Annotated in this window: 14 protein-coding genes; 7 read left to right on the forward strand and 7 right to left on the reverse strand. The window is 57.7% G+C overall.

Translation table 11 applies throughout. From position 1 onward, the window contains the following. Positions 1-368: 368 nt before the first annotated feature. From era to lptF, 6 genes are all read right to left on the reverse strand, one after another. Positions 369-1,271 (reverse strand): GTPase Era, encoded by a 903-nt coding sequence (gene era, locus FEZ21_RS21335; RefSeq protein ID WP_010655991.1) that lies wholly within the window; start codon positions 1,269-1,271, stop codon positions 369-371. Continuing rightward, positions 1,264-1,953: a ribonuclease III gene (gene rnc / locus FEZ21_RS21340; protein WP_003440162.1), complete on the reverse strand. Its 690-nt coding sequence runs from the start codon at positions 1,951-1,953 to the stop codon at positions 1,264-1,266. Before rnc ends, era begins: the two co-directional genes overlap by 8 nt. Positions 1,954-2,214: 261 nt before the next feature. Continuing rightward, positions 2,215-3,069, reverse strand: a complete 855-nt coding sequence (lepB, locus tag FEZ21_RS21345; RefSeq protein ID WP_010655992.1) for a signal peptidase I — start codon at positions 3,067-3,069, stop codon at positions 2,215-2,217. Positions 3,070-3,074: 5 nt separating this feature from the next. After that, complete coding sequence (gene lepA / locus FEZ21_RS21350; RefSeq protein WP_029612404.1) at positions 3,075-4,874, reverse strand: translation elongation factor 4; 1,800 nt, start codon at positions 4,872-4,874, stop codon at positions 3,075-3,077. Between the two features lie 162 nt (positions 4,875-5,036). Beyond that, on the reverse strand, positions 5,037-6,098 hold the full coding sequence (gene lptG / locus FEZ21_RS21355) for an LPS export ABC transporter permease LptG (protein ID WP_003440153.1): 1,062 nt from the start codon (positions 6,096-6,098) through the stop codon (positions 5,037-5,039). Then, positions 6,091-7,209, reverse strand: a complete 1,119-nt coding sequence (gene lptF, locus FEZ21_RS21360; RefSeq protein WP_003440150.1) for an LPS export ABC transporter permease LptF — start codon at positions 7,207-7,209, stop codon at positions 6,091-6,093. Before lptF ends, lptG begins: the two co-directional genes overlap by 8 nt. 318 nt (positions 7,210-7,527) lie before the next feature. Between lptF and FEZ21_RS21365 the strand changes: the two genes are divergently transcribed. The 5 genes from FEZ21_RS21365 (at position 7,528) to rlmF (ending at position 14,047) form a co-directional block, all read left to right on the forward strand. Further along, positions 7,528-9,018: a leucyl aminopeptidase gene (locus FEZ21_RS21365; RefSeq protein WP_003440147.1), complete on the forward strand. Its 1,491-nt coding sequence runs from the start codon at positions 7,528-7,530 to the stop codon at positions 9,016-9,018. A 62-nt stretch (positions 9,019-9,080) separates the two neighbouring features. Beyond that, entirely contained in the window at positions 9,081-9,521 is a 441-nt protein-coding gene (locus tag FEZ21_RS21370) for a DNA polymerase III subunit chi (RefSeq protein ID WP_003440143.1), read from the forward strand. A 7-nt stretch (positions 9,522-9,528) separates the two neighbouring features. Continuing rightward, positions 9,529-9,912, forward strand: coding sequence for a hypothetical protein (locus tag FEZ21_RS21375; RefSeq protein WP_003440142.1), 384 nt, complete (start codon positions 9,529-9,531; stop codon positions 9,910-9,912). Between the two features lie 173 nt (positions 9,913-10,085). Beyond that, on the forward strand, positions 10,086-12,932 hold the full coding sequence (locus FEZ21_RS21380; protein ID WP_003440140.1) for a valine--tRNA ligase: 2,847 nt from the start codon (positions 10,086-10,088) through the stop codon (positions 12,930-12,932). A 98-nt stretch (positions 12,933-13,030) separates the two neighbouring features. Next, entirely contained in the window at positions 13,031-14,047 is a 1,017-nt protein-coding gene (gene rlmF / locus FEZ21_RS21385; protein ID WP_003440138.1) for a 23S rRNA (adenine(1618)-N(6))-methyltransferase RlmF, read from the forward strand. Positions 14,048-14,213: 166 nt separating this feature from the next. Here rlmF and FEZ21_RS21390 read toward each other — a convergent pair whose 3' ends face one another. Next, positions 14,214-14,495, reverse strand: a complete 282-nt coding sequence (locus FEZ21_RS21390; RefSeq protein WP_003440137.1) for an HU family DNA-binding protein — start codon at positions 14,493-14,495, stop codon at positions 14,214-14,216. Positions 14,496-14,881: 386 nt separating this feature from the next. Between FEZ21_RS21390 and yejK the strand changes: the two genes are divergently transcribed. Then, complete coding sequence (gene yejK / locus FEZ21_RS21395) at positions 14,882-15,886, forward strand: nucleoid-associated protein YejK (RefSeq protein ID WP_003440136.1); 1,005 nt, start codon at positions 14,882-14,884, stop codon at positions 15,884-15,886. Next, the gene (locus tag FEZ21_RS21400) at positions 15,886-16,236 is read left to right on the forward strand and encodes a glutaredoxin family protein (protein ID WP_010655994.1); all 351 of its coding nucleotides are present in this window, start codon (positions 15,886-15,888) and stop codon (positions 16,234-16,236) included. Before yejK ends, FEZ21_RS21400 begins: the two co-directional genes overlap by 1 nt. The last annotated feature ends 296 nt before the right edge of the window (positions 16,237-16,532 follow it).

The raw sequence follows: 16,532 nt of genomic DNA on the forward strand, positions 1-16,532 counted from the left end.
ACGACTTCCAGGGAGCCATCGCTGGCAAGCCAGCTCCCACAGGTCTGAACCGGTCTTGTGGGAGCTGACCTGCCAACCCACACAAGTCTTGAACTGACCTTATGAAAGCTGACCTGCCAGCCCACACAAGTCTTGAACCAGTCTTGTGGGATCTGAGCTGCCAACCCACACAAGTCTTGAACTGACCTTGTGAAAGCTGACCTGCCAGCCCACACAAGTCTTGAACTGATCTTGTGGGATCTGAGCTGCCAACCCACACAAGTCTTGAACTGACCTTGTGAAAGCTGAGCTGCCAACCCACACAAGTCTTGAACTGACCTTGTGGGAGCTGGCTTGCCAGCGATTGTCGCGCCGCAGATTACAGCCTGTTACAGGTCGCCGTAGCCCAGGGAACGCAGGGCGCGTTCGTCGTCGGACCAGCCGCCTTTCACTTTAACCCACAGGTTAAGCATGACTTTGGAGTCGAACAGCAGTTCCATATCTTTGCGCGCTTCGGTACCGATGCGCTTGATACGCTCGCCCTTGTCGCCAATGATGATTTTCTTCTGGCCATCACGCTCAACCAGAATCAATGCATGGATGTGCAGGGTTTTGCCCTGCTGCTTGAACTCTTCGATCTCGACAGTGATCTGGTACGGCAGTTCGGCCCCCATCTGGCGCATGATTTTCTCACGTACCAGCTCTGCGGCCAGGAAGCGGCTGCTGCGGTCAGTGATCTGGTCTTCCGGGAAGAAGTGCTCGTTCTCCGGCAGATGATCGGCAATCACACGCTCAAGGGCTTCAAGGTTGTGACCATGCTGAGCGGAGATCGGAATGATCTGGGCGTTCGGCAGTTGTTCCTGCAGCCAGCTCAGATGCGGCATCAGCTCGGCTTTGTCTTCAATGCGATCGGTCTTGTTCAGGGCCACGATCAAAGGACCGGTCACGTACTGGACACGCTCGAGGACCATCTGGTCTTCGTCGGTCCACTTGGTGCGATCAACGACAAAAATCACCACATCAACGTCTTTCAACGCAGCCGATGCAGTTTTGTTCATGTAGCGGTTCAGGGCTTTCTCGCCACCTTTGTGCATGCCCGGGGTATCGACATAGACCGCTTGCACGTTGCCTTCGGTCTTGATCCCCAGCATGTTGTGGCGGGTGGTCTGTGGCTTGCGCGAAGTGATCGCCAGCTTTTGACCCAGAATGTGGTTCAGCAGTGTGGATTTACCCACGTTTGGTCGACCAACAATGGCGACATAGCCACAGCGTGTTGCAGTTGAATCAGTCATGGCCATTCTCCACGCCAAGGGCTATCAGTGCTGCGGCGGCCGCTACCTGTTCGGCAATACGACGGCTCACACCCTGACCCCGGCTTTTTTCATTCAATAGGGCAATTTCGCACTCAACGAAGAATGTGCGGCAATGCGGTTCGCCCTGGATATCTACCACTTCGTAACGTGGCAGATCACAGGCACGTGACTGCAAGAACTCTTGCAGGCGGGTCTTTGGATCTTTGTTGGTGTCGACCAGGGTCAGGGTCTCGAACTCGCTGGCAAGCCAGGCCAGTACGCGGTCACGGGCGGCATCCATGCCCGCATCCAGGTAAATGGCGCCAATCAGCGCTTCGAGGGCATCGGCCAGAATCGACTCACGGCGAAAACCACCGCTCTTGAGCTCACCCGAGCCCAGGCGCAGATACTCGCCCAGTTCAAAACCACGGGCCAGGACGGCCAGGGTTTCACCTTTTACCAGGCGGGCACGCAAGCGCGACAGCTGGCCTTCCCGGGCCAGCGGAAAGCGGTCAAACAGCGCTTCGCCGGCTACAAAATTAAGAATGGCATCCCCCAGAAACTCGAGACGCTCGTTATTGCGCCCCGCGAAACTGCGGTGTGTCAGGGCCAGAATCATCAGCTCCTGGTCTTTGAAGGTATAGCCGAGCTGACGCTCTAAACGCTCTAAAGAAAAACTCACGATTTACCCACGCTGAGTTCGTGGCCGAATGTCACCACCGGACCGATATTAGGGATCAGTGATGCTCGTTTATCGCATAGCAAATGGACAGGGAACAGGCTGTTCGCCGCCGTCACACTTAACGCTTTGTTCAAATCCACATCCTGAATACTGTTGGCCGGCATGCCTGAAGCGGCATGACGACCTTAAGAACCGCTGACCTCCGAATTTATTCGGACGCCTGAAAAGCATTCGGCGCTGTTATTAACAGCGCCGTCTTGGCTACTTGATCAATCCAACCCGCGAGAAGTTCGGCAGGTTGCTTGTCTTGGGTTCCGGCCAGCTCATCCAGACAGCGAAGGCCTTGCCGACGATATTCTTGTCGGGAACCATGCCCAGTTCGTCTTTGGGAATGTTCGGATCATCCCAGTAACGGCTGTCGTTCGAGTTGTCGCGGTTGTCACCCATCATGAAGTAGTGACCGGCCGGAACCGTCCACTCCTTGTCAGGCGGCGCGCGATAACGGCTCATTTCCTTGCGGATCATGTGCTCGACTTCGCCCAGCTTCTCTTTGTAGAGCTCCGCGCTGCCCAGGGTGCCCGGCTCCGTTCCCACCAGTTGCTCGGCAACCAGTTGATCGTTGACGTACAAATGCTTGTCGCTGGTGTAGCGAATCTTGTCGCCCGGCAGGCCGACTACACGCTTGATGTAGTTGACCGTCGGATCGCTAGGGTAGCGAAACACCATCACATCGCCCCGCTTCGGATCACCCACCTCGATGATTTTCGTATCGAGAACCGGCAAGCGGATCCCGTAGGAAAATTTGTTCACCAAGATGAAATCGCCCACATCCAGGGTTGGCTTCATCGAGCCGGACGGAATCTGGAACGGCTCAACCAGAAACGAACGCAATACCAGCACGATGAACAACACAGGGAAGAACGATTTGCCGTATTCAACCAGCAACGGTTCCTTGTTGAGCTTTTCGATTACCTGCGCATCAGCCGGTGTAACACTGGCTTGATAGTTGGCAATGGCCTTGCGCCGGCGAGGTGCCAGGAAGACCAAATCGAGCAGCGCCAGCAAACCGCACACGGCAACAGCAATGACCAGCAACAGCGGGAAATTTAGTGACATAGGACCTAGCTATCCAACCTGAGCACTGCAAGGAAGGCTTCTTGTGGAATTTCCACGTTACCCACTTGCTTCATGCGTTTTTTACCGGCTTTCTGCTTTTCCAACAGCTTGCGCTTACGGCTAACGTCACCACCGTAGCATTTGGCCAGTACGTTTTTTCTGAGCGCTTTAACAGACGAGCGCGCAATGATTTGGCCACCAATGGCAGCCTGAATTGCCACATCGAACATCTGACGCGGAATCAGCTCTTTCATCTTCTCGGTCAGCGCACGCCCTTTGTAGTGAGCGTTGTCGCGGTGAACGATCAGAGCCAGTGCGTCAACCTTCTCGCCGTTGATCAAGACATCAAGCTTGACCAGGTTGGCCGATTGATAACGGTCAAAATGGTAGTCGAGCGAAGCATAGCCGCGACTGGTGGATTTGAGACGGTCGAAGAAGTCCAGAACCACTTCGTTCATCGGCAAATCGTAAGTCACTTGCACCTGGGAGCCGAGGAACAGCATGTCATGCTGAACGCCGCGCTTTTCAATGCACAGGGTAATGACGTTACCCAGGTGCTCTTGAGGCACAAGGATATTGGCACGAACGATAGGTTCGCGAATGTCTTCAATGGAGGACACGTCCGGCAGCTTGGACGGGTTATCCACATAAATGGTTTCACCGGTCTTGAGCAGCAGCTCAAAAATTACGGTAGGCGCCGTGGTGATCAGGTCCAGGTCGTATTCGCGCTCAAGGCGCTCCTGGATGATCTCCATGTGCAGCATGCCGAGGAACCCGCAACGGAAGCCGAAGCCCAGGGCGTCGGAGCTTTCCGGGGTGTACTGCAGCGACGAGTCGTTCAGCGTGAGCTTTTGCAGGGCCTCACGGAAGTCTTCGAAGTCGTCAGAGCTGACCGGGAACAAGCCCGCGTAGACCTGCGGCTGAATCCGCTTGAAACCTGGCAGTACGTCAACATCCGGGGTGGAGCTCAAGGTCAGGGTGTCGCCCACTGGCGCACCGTGAATGTCCTTGATACCGGCGATGATGAAGCCTACTTCACCGGCTTTCAGATCAGTGGTCGCGGTGTGCTTGGGGTTGAACACACCCACGCTGTCGACCAGATGCACCTTGCCGGTGGACTTGACCAGGATCTTGTCGCCCTTTTTCACGCGGCCGTGGCGCACGCGAACCAGGGACACAACGCCCAGGTAGTTGTCGAACCAGGAGTCGATGATCAACGCTTGCAGCGGATCTTCGTAGTTGCCGGTCGGCGCAGGAATGGTCTGCACCAGGCGCTCAAGCACTTCGTCGACGCCCAGGCCGGTTTTGGCGCTGCATGTCACGGCATCAGTGGCATCGATACCAATGATTTTTTCGATTTCATCCCTGACGCGATCAGGATCGGCCTGGGGCAAGTCGATCTTGTTCAAGACCGGCATAACCTCAAGGCCCTGCTCGATGGCGGTGTAGCAGTTGGCTACGGACTGGGCTTCTACGCCCTGCCCGGCATCGACCACCAGCAACGCACCTTCACACGCCGCCAGAGACCGGCTGACTTCGTAGGTGAAGTCAACGTGGCCCGGGGTATCAATGAAGTTCAGCTGATAGGTTTTGCCGTCTTTGGCCGTGTAATACAGGGTGACGCTGTGGGCTTTGATGGTGATCCCGCGCTCGCGCTCGAGGTCCATGGAGTCCAGAACCTGGGCTTCCATTTCGCGCTCGGCGAGGCCGCCGCACATCTGAATAAAACGATCGGCCAGCGTCGACTTGCCATGGTCAATGTGGGCGATGATGGAGAAATTGCGGATATGACTCAAATCACTCACGGGTCAACACTCAAAAAAAGTCGCAGGCAGACTGCCCGCCGAAAAATAGCCGGGAATTGTACCTGATCCGCGCGCCAAGCGTCACGTCCGCAGGCCAATAGCCCCGCACAAAAAAGCCCCTATCGCGTGATAGAGGCTTTTGATTGCATCAAGGGCAGTTCATCAACGTGCCCGGCGCAACAGCCAGATACCGGCCAGCGCACAAATACCGGCCGGCAGCAGTACCGCAAACAGCGGTGAGAAGCCAAACACCAGACTGGCCGGCCCCAGCAAGTCTTGCGCGATTTTGAAAGCAAAACCCACCAATACACCGGTAAACACGCGCTGCCCCAGGGTGACGGAACGCAACGGCCCGAAAATAAAGGAGATGGCCATCAATACCAGCGCCGCCGTAACCAGTGGCTGCAGCACTTTCACCCAAAATGCCAGCCAGTAACGGCCGTTGTTCAGACCTTGATCTTTCAGGTAGTGGATATAATTCCACAGGCCGCTGATGGACAGCGCATCCGGAGCCATGACCACGGTATTGAGCAACTGCGGACTCAACGAAACATCCCAACGCTCTTCAGGCACCTTGATGACTTCAGTGCTGCGCTCATGGAAAACCGTGGTTGCAATATCGCTCAACAACCATTGATCCTGGTCGAACTGGGCCTTCTTGGCGAAACTCGCCGACAGCAGATGACGTTCTTTATCAAACCGGTAGCGGGTTACGCCCAACAGCATGCCGTTTGGTTGAACAGCGTTGATGTGGATGAACTCATCACCCTGGCGATGCCACAGACCATGCTTGGAGCTTTGTGCGTCACCGCCACCCTGGGCCAGTGCACGGTTGGCCTGGGCAACGGTTTCAGTTGCAGGGGCGACATACTCGCCGATCAGGATGCCGGCCAGCACCAGTACCAGCATTGGCTTCATGACCGCCCAGACAATACGCCCGGTGGACACACCGGCCGCACGCATGATCGTCAGTTCGCTGTTGCTCGCAAGACTGCCCAGACCAATCAGGCAGCCGATCAGCGCCGCTATCGGCAACATTTCGTACATGCGGCGCGGCGCTGTCAGCATGACAAAACTGAAAACGTCCATGATCGTGTAGGTATCGGAGACGCTCTTTACCTCATCGATAAACGCGAACAGCGACGCCAGCCCCAGAATGATCCCGGTTACCGCCAGGATCGCCAGGAACACACTTTTACCAATATAGCGATCGAGCTTAACCACGGGCCATCTCCTTCACGCTACGGCGATTCGCCAGTTTCAAGCGCAAAGGCTCCCAGTAAAACAACAACAGGCCAATGATCAGGAACAGGCCATGCACCCACCACAAACCGAGCGCCGGTGAAATCTTGCCTTTTTCCAGAGCACCGCGGACCAGAATCAAAGCGGTCACATACGCCATATAAAGAAGAATGGCTGGTAACAGCTTGAGGAAGCGCCCCTGACGCGGATTGACGCGAGACAGCGGAACCGCGATCAGCGTCACGATAAAGACCAGCAGCGGCATGGAAAAACGCCATTGCAGTTCGGCTTGCGCACGAATATCCGGGTTACCGACAAGATCCATGGTCGGCATCGCATCGCGGTCGGTCACTTCATCGCTGACATCAGGCTTGGGCAGCAACACACCATAGGTGTCGTACTGAATGGCACGGTAGTCGGCCTGCCCCGGGTTACCGTCATAACGGTAACCGTTATCCAGAATCAGCCAGCGACTGCCGTCGGCACGCACTTCCTGACGCCCCTTCTCTGCCACCAGCACGGTAATGCCACGATCCTTGCCGTTCTGAGCCGCGGGCTTCTGCGTAATGAACACCCCGTTCAGGTGGGTCCGGTCATTGGTCAACTGTTCGGTATAAGTGACCCGCGAACCGTCATTCAATGCCTGAAAGCGGCCCGGCTCCAGCGTGTCGAATTCGGTCAGCGCATCTTGCTTGTTCAGCAGCAGCTGAAACTGATTGGCGCCTTGCGGGGCCAGACTCAGGCTCAACCAGGCCACAATCAGGGCGACGATGACAGCCGGCACCATGGTAATGCCCAGCAAGCGCTGCTGACTCATACCGGTGGCCGACAGCACGGTCATCTCGCTTTCGAGATACATGCGCCCGTATGCCAGCAAAATGCCCAGAAACAGCCCCAAAGGCAGAATCAGCTGCATAAAGCCCGGAAGACGAAAGCCCATGATCAAGAACAACGAGCTCGGATCCATAGCCCCGGATGCAGCCTGGGCCAGGTATTTGATGAAACGACCGCTCATGATGATGACCAGCAGCACAGCGCTGACAGCGCTCAATGTAAGCAGGACTTCGCGGGACAGATAACGGAAGACGATCAAACCAGACACTCCAGGGTCGTCAGGCTAAGGCGGCCAAACAAGCGACATAACCAGTCGACACAGGCTCAAATGGATGAGCCGGGCCATTGAAAAAGATTGCGCATTATCCTGTGAATGACCCCGCCTGTCACTGCGCTTGCTCACCCAAGTATTCAAAGCTGCAATATGCGCGCAAGCGAGGGTTGTCAGGCCCGACTGACGGGGTTCAAACTGCCTGCCTTGACGCCCGCCTGGATCACAGGAGAGGCGCCTCATTTATCAGGCAAGCAAACACTGCCGTTTGTGCGCACGTTGACCATTTGATTCAGGGACCCGGACATGGAACTGGTTGTAAAAAGCGTCAGCCCAGAAACGTTGAAAACGGCCACTCTCGTGGTCGCCATCGGTGAAGGCCGCAAGCTCGACCACACCGCCAAGGCCATTGACGAACTCACCGGCGGCGCCATCAGCGCCGTACTCAAGCGTGGCGACATCACCGGCAAAACCGGCCAGAGCCTGCTGCTGCACAGCCTGGCGAACCTGAAAGCAGAACGCGTTTTGTTGCTGGGCACCGGCAAGGATGAAGAACTGGGCGACCGTCCGTTCCGCAAAATCATCAGCACCGCACTTAACGTACTCAAAGGCCTGGGCGGCAGTGATGCCGTGCTGGCGCTCGACGAACTGGTGGTCAAGGGTCGCGACAGCTACGGCAAAACCCGCCTGCTGGCAGAAACCCTGGCCGACGGCGAATACAGCTTCGACCGTTTCAAAAGCCAGAAAGCAGAACCCCGCGCCCTGAAAAAAATCACCCTGCTGACCATCAAGGCTGCACAGGCTGAAGTTCAGCGTGGCGTGACCCACGCCCAGGCCATTGCCAGCGGCATGGCGTTCACCCGCGATCTGGGCAACCTGCCGCCCAACATCTGCCACCCGACTTTCCTGGCCGAACAGGCCAAAGAGCTGGGCAAGGAACACAAAGGCCTGAAAGTAGAGATCCTTGACGAGAAAAAAATCAAGGACCTGGGCATGGGCGCGTTCTACGCCGTCGGCCAGGGCAGCGACCAGCCGCCACGCCTGATCGTGATGAACTACTCCGGCGGCAAGAAATCCGAGAAGCCGTTTGTACTGGTCGGCAAGGGCATCACCTTCGACACCGGCGGCATCAGCCTCAAGCCGGGTGCCGGCATGGATGAAATGAAGTACGACATGGGCGGTGCTGCCAGCGTGTTCGGCACCCTGCGCGCCGTGCTCGAGCTGAAACTGCCGATCAACCTGGTGTGCATTCTGGCCTGCGCCGAAAACATGCCAAGCGGCGGCGCGGCGCGTCCGGGCGACATCGTGACCACCATGAGCGGGCAAACCGTGGAAATCCTCAATACCGACGCCGAAGGCCGTCTGGTGCTGTGCGATGCCCTGACCTACGCCGAACGCTTCAAGCCCCAGGCCGTGATCGACATCGCCACCCTGACCGGCGCCTGCATGGTTGCACTGGGTGCTCACACCTCGGGCCTGATGGGCAACAACGACGAACTGATCGGCCAGCTACTGGAAGCCGGCAAGCAAGCCGACGATCGCGCCTGGCAGTTGCCGTTGTTCGACGAGTACCAGGAACAACTGGACAGCCCGTTTGCCGACATGGCCAACATCGGCGGCCCTAAGGCCGGCGCCATCACTGCCGGCTGCTTCCTGTCGCGCTTTGCCAAGGCCTTCCACTGGGCGCATCTGGACATCGCCGGTACCGCATGGGTCAGCGGCGGCAAGGACAAGGGCGCCAGCGGCCGACCTGTGCCACTGCTGACTCAGTACCTGCTGGATCGCGCCAACGCTTGAAGCTGACAATCGAAGGCTGCGCTGCTTATTAATAGCGGCGCGGCCCCGATTCAGGAATTGCAATGACCCCAGAATTAAGCAAAGTCGACTTTTATATCCTTCCCAGCGCCGACCCTTCGGCACGCCTGGATTTTGCCTGCAAACTCGCGGACAAAGCCTGGCGCCTCGGGCACCGGGTGTACCTGCACTGCAGCGATGCAGCGCAACGCCAGGATCTGGATGAGCGTCTGTGGCGCTTCAAGGGCGAAAGCTTCGTCCCCCACAGCAACGCTGAAGACCAGCCCGATGGCGTGATACTCATGGGCCTGGGCGAGGCACCAGCCAGCCATCAGGACTTACTGATCAACCTGGACCTTAAAGTCCCCGAATTCTTCAAACGCTTCGCCCGCGTGGCTGAAGTCGTGGTCGAAGACCCCGCCGTCCGACTGGCCGCACGGGAGAGTTTCCGCTTCTACCGTGAACAGGGCTATCCTCTGCAAGACCACAAGCTACAACGACTCTGAGCACACGATGGACACCTCCAATTCGCCGCAAAAAGCCGCACACCTGCTCGATGATCTTGAATCCATTCGCCAGCTGCTGGGAGATGAAGATCTGCAACCTCCCCTGCTGACGGAAATGGTGGGTGGCGAAGAAGCGCAAATTCCGTTGCTCTCTGAAGTGATCAGCGAAGAGCCCGAACCTGCGCAAATACCGCTGGCCGGCATAGCGCCAGCCCCCAAAGCCGAAAAAGCGCCGGACGCACTGCTGGTTCATCTGGACAAAGAGCTGCGCACTGCGGCGCAAGCGATCATGCAAGACGTGATCAACGACTTCGCCCCGCACATCGAAACCGAAATCAAACGCCGCCTCGATGCACATATGGAGCGCTTGCTCGCCCAGCATCAGAGCTGATCGGCGATGTAGCACATGCCGCTCCTGTGGGAGCTGACTTGCCAGCTCCCACAGGTTTTACCCTGCAGCGTTCCCGCAGAAGCAATAGGTTCCCTGCACAACTCGCCCTCTGCCTCCCGCCCCGCTATACTTGCCGGCTTTCCTGAATTAATGCCAATAGGGTCCCGCCGCGCATGGATAAGACCTACCAGCCGCACGCCATTGAAACTTCCTGGTACAAAACCTGGGAAGAACAGAATTATTTCGCCCCGCAAGGCGCGGGCGACCCGTACACCATCATGATTCCGCCGCCGAACGTCACCGGCAGCCTGCATATGGGCCACGGCTTCAACAACGCGATCATGGACGCCCTGATCCGTTTCCGCCGCATGCAGGGTCGCAACACCCTGTGGCAGCCGGGCACCGACCACGCGGGTATCGCTACCCAGATGCTGGTTGAGCGTCAGATCGAAGCACAAGGTCTGAACCGCCACGACCTGGGCCGCGAGAAGTTCCTGGACAAGATCTGGGAATGGAAAGATCAGTCCGGCGGCAACATCAGCCGTCAGATTCGTCGCCTTGGCTCGTCCGTAGACTGGAGCCGCGAACGCTTCACCATGGACGACGGCCTGTCCGAAGCCGTGAAGGAAGCCTTTGTGCGCCTGCACGAAGACGGCCTCATCTATCGCGGCAAGCGCCTGGTCAACTGGGACACCAAGCTGCACACCGCCATTTCCGACCTTGAAGTGGAAAACCACGACGAGAAAGGTTTCCTGTGGAACCTGCGCTACCCGCTGGCTGATGGCGCCAAAACCGCTGAAGGCCTGGACTACCTGGTAGTTGCAACCACCCGTCCGGAAACCATGCTCGGCGATGCTGCCGTTGCGGTAAACCCGGAAGACGAACGCTACAAGGCCCTGATCGGCAAATTCGTCGAGCTGCCACTGGTTGGCCGTCGCATCCCGATCATTGCTGACGATTACTGCGATCCTGAATTCGGCACTGGCTGTGTGAAAATCACGCCGGCCCACGACTTCAACGACTACGAAGTCGGCAAGCGCCACAACCTGCCGCTGCTGAACATTTTCGACAAAAACGCGGTGGTACTGCCTGCCGCCCAGGTGTTCAACCTCGACGGCAAACTGAACGAAACCATCGACGGCACCCTGCCGGCCAAGTATGCCGGTCTGGACCGCTTCGAAGCGCGCAAGCAAATCGTCGCCGACTTCGAGGCCGCAGGCCTGCTGGTGAGCGTCGACGATCACGCGCTGAAAGTACCGAAGGGCGACCGTTCGGGCACCATCATCGAGCCGTGGCTGACCGATCAGTGGTACGTATCGACCAAGCCGTTGGCTGAACCGGCCATTGCCGCCGTTGAAGATGGCCGCATCGCGTTCGTACCCAAGCAGTACGAAAACATGTACTTCTCGTGGATGCGCGACATCCAGGACTGGTGCATCAGCCGTCAGCTGTGGTGGGGCCACCGGATTCCGGCCTGGTACGACGAGTCGGGCAAGGTCTATGTAGGCCGCGACGAAGCCGAAGTCCGGGCCAAGAACAACCTGGGCCCGGATGTTGCGCTGCAACAGGACAACGACGTGCTCGACACCTGGTTCAGTTCGGGTCTGTGGACGTTCTCCACCCTGGGCTGGCCGGAAAAAACCGACGCGCTGAAAACTTTCCACTCAACTGACGTGCTGGTTACCGGCTTCGACATCATTTTCTTCTGGGTTGCCCGGATGATCATGCTCACCATGCACCTGGTGAAAAATGAAGACGGCACCCCGCAAGTTCCGTTCAAGACCGTGTATGTACACGGCCTGGTACGTGACGGTCAGGGCCAGAAGATGTCCAAGTCCAAGGGCAACGTCCTGGACCCGCTGGACATCATCGACGGCATCGAGCTCGAAGACCTGGTGGCCAAACGCACCACCGGCCTGATGCAGCCAAAACTGCTGAAGAAGATCGAAAAACAGACCCGTGACGAATTCGCTGACGGCATCGCCAGCTACGGCACCGACGCCCTGCGCTTCACTTTCTGTTCACTGGCATCCACCGGTCGCGACATCAAGTTCGACATGGGCCGCGTTGAAGGCTATCGCAACTTCTGCAACAAGATCTGGAACGCCGCGCGCTACGTGCTGGACAAGGGCGAAGACTGCGGCCAGAACGGCGAAGCCTACGAACTGTCACTGGCTGACCGCTGGATCATCTCGCAGCTGCAGCGCACCGAAGCCGAAGTGACCCGTCACCTCGACCAGTTCCGCTTCGACCTCGCCGCTCAAGCCCTGTACGAGTTCATCTGGAACCAGTACTGCGACTGGTACCTGGAACTGTCCAAGCCTGTGCTGTGGGACGAAAACGCTCCGGTTGAACGCCAGCGTGGCACGCGTCGCACCCTGGTGCGGGTACTGGAAGTGGCCTTGCGCCTGGCACACCCGTTCATGCCGTTCATCACCGAAGAAATCTGGCAGCGCATCGCGCCGCTGGCCGGTGTCGAAGGCAAGACCATCATGCTGCAACCATGGCCGGTGGCGAATGAAGCCCGCATCGACCAGGCTGCCGAAGATGATATCGAATGGCTCAAGGGCCTGATGCTCGGCACGCGCAATATCCGTGGCGAGATGAACATCGGTCCTGGCAAGCCTTTGCAGCTGTACCTGAAAAACGTCAGCAGCGAAGATCAGCGCCGTTTGACCGAGAACGACGCCCTGCTCAAAAAGCTGGCTAAACTCGAATCCATCACCGTGCTGCAAGACGGCGCCGAAGCACCGCTGTCCGCTACCGCTCTGGTTGGCGAGATGGAAGTGCTGGTGCCAATGGCCGGCCTGATCGACAAAGATGCAGAGTTGGCGCGCCTGGACAAGGAAATCCAGCGCTTGCACGGCGAAGTTGCCCGCGTTGGCGGCAAGTTGTCGAACGCCGCATTCGTTGACAAGGCTCCGGCCGAAGTCATCGAGAAAGAACGTGCCAAGTTGGCTGAAGCCGAACAGGCCTTGAGCAAACTGGCAGAACAGCACGCGCGGATTTCCAGCCTGTAATAACGCTGCGCACCTGATCGCGGGCAAGGCCGCTCCCGCAGGGTTCAACCCTGCTGGGGCGGCCTTGCCCGCGATTGCTTTTGTGGAATGAATTGAACATGACGACCCCACGCACTTCCAAAGCCACACGCCACAAGCCCAAGTCCGCTGCCGAGGCCAAACCGGCCGAGCCGCGCGTCAAGCCCAGCCTGCACCCGCGCAACCGTCACCAGGGCCGTTACGACTTCCCGCAACTGATTTCGGTCTGCCCTGAACTGGCCGAATTCGTCATCATCAACCCGTACGGCAAAGAGAGCATCGACTTTGCCAACCCGACCGCGGTACGCGTGTTCAACCGCGCCCTGCTCAAGGCGTTCTACGGCATTGCCCACTGGGACATCCCGGCCGACTACCTGTGCCCGCCGGTTCCGGGACGCGCCGACTACGTGCACTTCCTGGCCGACCTGCTGGCCAGCATGAACGACGGCGAAATCCCCCGCGGGCAGAACGTTCGCGTGCTGGACATCGGCATGGGCGCCAACTGCGTCTACCCGCTGATCGGCCATAGCGAGTACCGCTGGCAGTTCCTGGGTACTGAAGTCGATCCGACTGCAGTCAAGGCGGCCAAGGCGATTGTGCAGTCCAACGGTCTTAACAAAGCCATCAGCCTGCGCCTGCAACCTAACCCGCAGAAGATCCTGCTGGACCTGCTGGAGAGCACTGAGCGTTTCGACCTGACCATGTGCAACCCGCCGTTCCACGCCTCCCTGGACGAAGCTACACGCGGCAGTGAGCGTAAATGGCGCGCACTGGGCAAGGCAGATCCCAAGCGCAAGCTGCCGGTTCTGAACTTTGGTGGCCAGGCGGCCGAATTGTGGTGTGAAGGCGGCGAGCAGCGCTTTGTGACCCAACTGATCCGCGAAAGCGTGCATGTGGCCCGTCAGATCCTGTGGTTCAGCGTACTGGTGTCCAAGGCGTCCAACCTGCCGGCAATCCAGACCGCGCTGAAAAAAGCCGGTGCCCGTGAAAGCCAGGTCGTCGACATGTCCCAGGGTAACAAGCAGAGCCGCTTTGTAGCCTGGACGTTCCATGACAAGGACCAGCAGCAAATGTGGCGCGAAAAGAACTGGAAGTAAGCACCCTGTAACCCCGCAGGAGCGAGCTTGTCTCGCGATCTTTTACAAAATCAAAAGATCGCGAGACAAGCTCGCTCCTGCAAGGGAAGACGGTGTTTTCAGGATTTTCGCCCAAAAAAAAGCCGCGCTTCGAAGTGATTCGAAGCGCGGCTTTTTTAAAACAGTCTTACTTGTTAACAGCGTCAGTCAGGCCTTTGGCCACAACGAGCTTGATAACTTTTTTGGCGGCGATTTCGATGGCAGCGCCAGTCGAAGGGTTACGGCCAGTGCGGGCAGGACGCTCGGTCACTTTCAGTTTGCCAATACCTGGCAGAGTGATTTCGCCGCCATTTTCCAATTGATCAGCAACGATCTGGGCCAGTTGGTCCAGAGCGTTACGCGCGGTAGTTTTTGGCGCGTCGATAGCTTCAGCGATATCGGCAATCAGTTGGTCTTTAGTAATAGCCATTGAGATGTTCCTTCCCTATCAAATTCATTTGGTTTGCAGAGTGCAATGTCAGCCATCGAGCCAGATCTCAAGGGTCTGGCACACCCGCCAGCTTTCACGACGAATCGCGGATGTAGATAGCTAAAACGGGGTTTGGTTCGACCTGACACATGCTGAATGCATGCATTGCGCCGTTTCCGAGCGCAAGACCGGGCAAAACTAGCACAGAGACAGCGAAATATCCGCCTCTACCTAGCCATTTGGTCAGCTTTATAGGCTTAAAACCGTAAAAAAACCGTCAACACCCGTCTCAAGCGCCCCAAACCCCGACCCGGCGCTCAGGTGCGGTACACTTGACGCCTTTGCGGGGTGCGCACCCTGTCCTCTCATTACTCGCCGAGAAACCCATGCCGATCCGTCATTGCATCGTCCATTTAATTGAGAAAAAACCCGACGGTACGCCCGCTGTTCTCCACGCTCGCGACTCTGAACTGGCCGAGTCCCAAGCCATCGAGAACATGCTCGCGGACCTCAACGAGAGCTATAACGCCAAGCAAGGCAAAGCCTGGGGCTTTTTCCATGCCGAGTCCGGAGCCCACCCGTTCAGTGGCTGGCTCAAGGAATACCTGGAAGGCGGCACGGACTTCACCGCCTTCAGCCGCGTGGCTGTGGAGCACCTGCAAAAGCTGATGGAAGAATCCAACCTGTCGGTGGGTGGTCACGTGCTGTTCGCCCACTACCAGCAAGGCATGACTGACTACCTGGCTATCGCCCTGCTGCACCACAGCGACGGCGTGGCGGTGAACTCGGAACTGGACGTCACCCCTTCGCGGCATCTGGATCTGGGCCAGTTGCATCTGGCCGCGCGGATCAATATTTCCGAGTGGCAGAACAACAAGCAGTCCAAGCAGTACATTTCGTTTATCAAGGGCAAGAACGGCAAGAAAGTCTCGGAGTATTTCCGCGACTTTATCGGCTGTCAGGAAGGCGTCGACGGCCCCGGCGAAACCCGCACCCTGCTCAAGGCGTTCAGCGATTTTGTCGAAAGCGAAGACCTGCCTGAAGAGTCGGCCCGGGAAAAAACCAAGACTCTGGTGGATTACGCCAGCAGCCAGGCCAAGATCGGCGAACCCATGGGCCTGGTCGAGTTGTCCGAACTGATCGACGAAGAGCGCCCGAAAGCCTTCTACGACCATATCCGCAACAAGGACTACGGCCTGTCCCCGGAGATCCCGGCAGATAAACGCACCCTGAACCAGTTCCGGCGCTTCACCGGACGTGCCGAGGGCCTGTCCATCAGCTTTGAGGCCCATCTGCTGGGCTCCAAGATCGAATTCGACGAAGAAGCCGGAACCCTGGTCATCAAAGGCCTGCCCACCCAGTTGCTCGACCAGCTCAAGCGCAACAAGTAATGCTCAACGGCATCTTGAAGAAGGTCCTGTTTGTTCTGGTGGTGGTGGTCATCTTTCAGAACTGGGGCAAGATCGAGCGAGTGCTTGACCCCTCGGCGGCGGTGCCCGAGCAAACCCGGGCCAGTGCCCGGGTGGTGCTGTACTCCACCGAGTGGTGTGGCTACTGCAAGGCCACCCGGCGCTTTTTGGATCAGAAAGGCATCCCGTATCAAGAGTTTGATATAGACAAGGATGCCGCCGCCCGCCAGGCCTATGAGGCACTGGGCGGACGTGGAATTCCGATTCTGGACGTGAACGGCACACTGCTCAGGGACTTCAACCCGGATGCGATAATGGCCGCGTTGAAATAACCCTGCGGCTCAGCAAAACCGTAATTTCCCGACTCTAATCGCTGGCAAGCCAGCTCCCACAGTTTGTGTGGGAGCTGGCCAGCGATGCAATCCAGGCAAACCGATTCCCACTACTGCTTTTGTGGGAGCTGGCTTGCCAGCGATGCAATTCAGGCAAACCGATTCCCACTGCTGCTTTTGTGGGAGCTGGCTTGCCAGCGATGCAATCCAGGCAAACCGATTACCACTACTGTTTTTGTGGGAGCTGGCTTGCCAGCGATGCAATCCAGGCAAACCGATTACCACTGCTACTTTTG

This window comes from Pseudomonas sp. 9.1(2019) (assembly GCF_009910445.1).
Taxonomy (GTDB): Bacteria; Pseudomonadota; Gammaproteobacteria; order Pseudomonadales; family Pseudomonadaceae; genus Aquipseudomonas; species Aquipseudomonas paraversuta.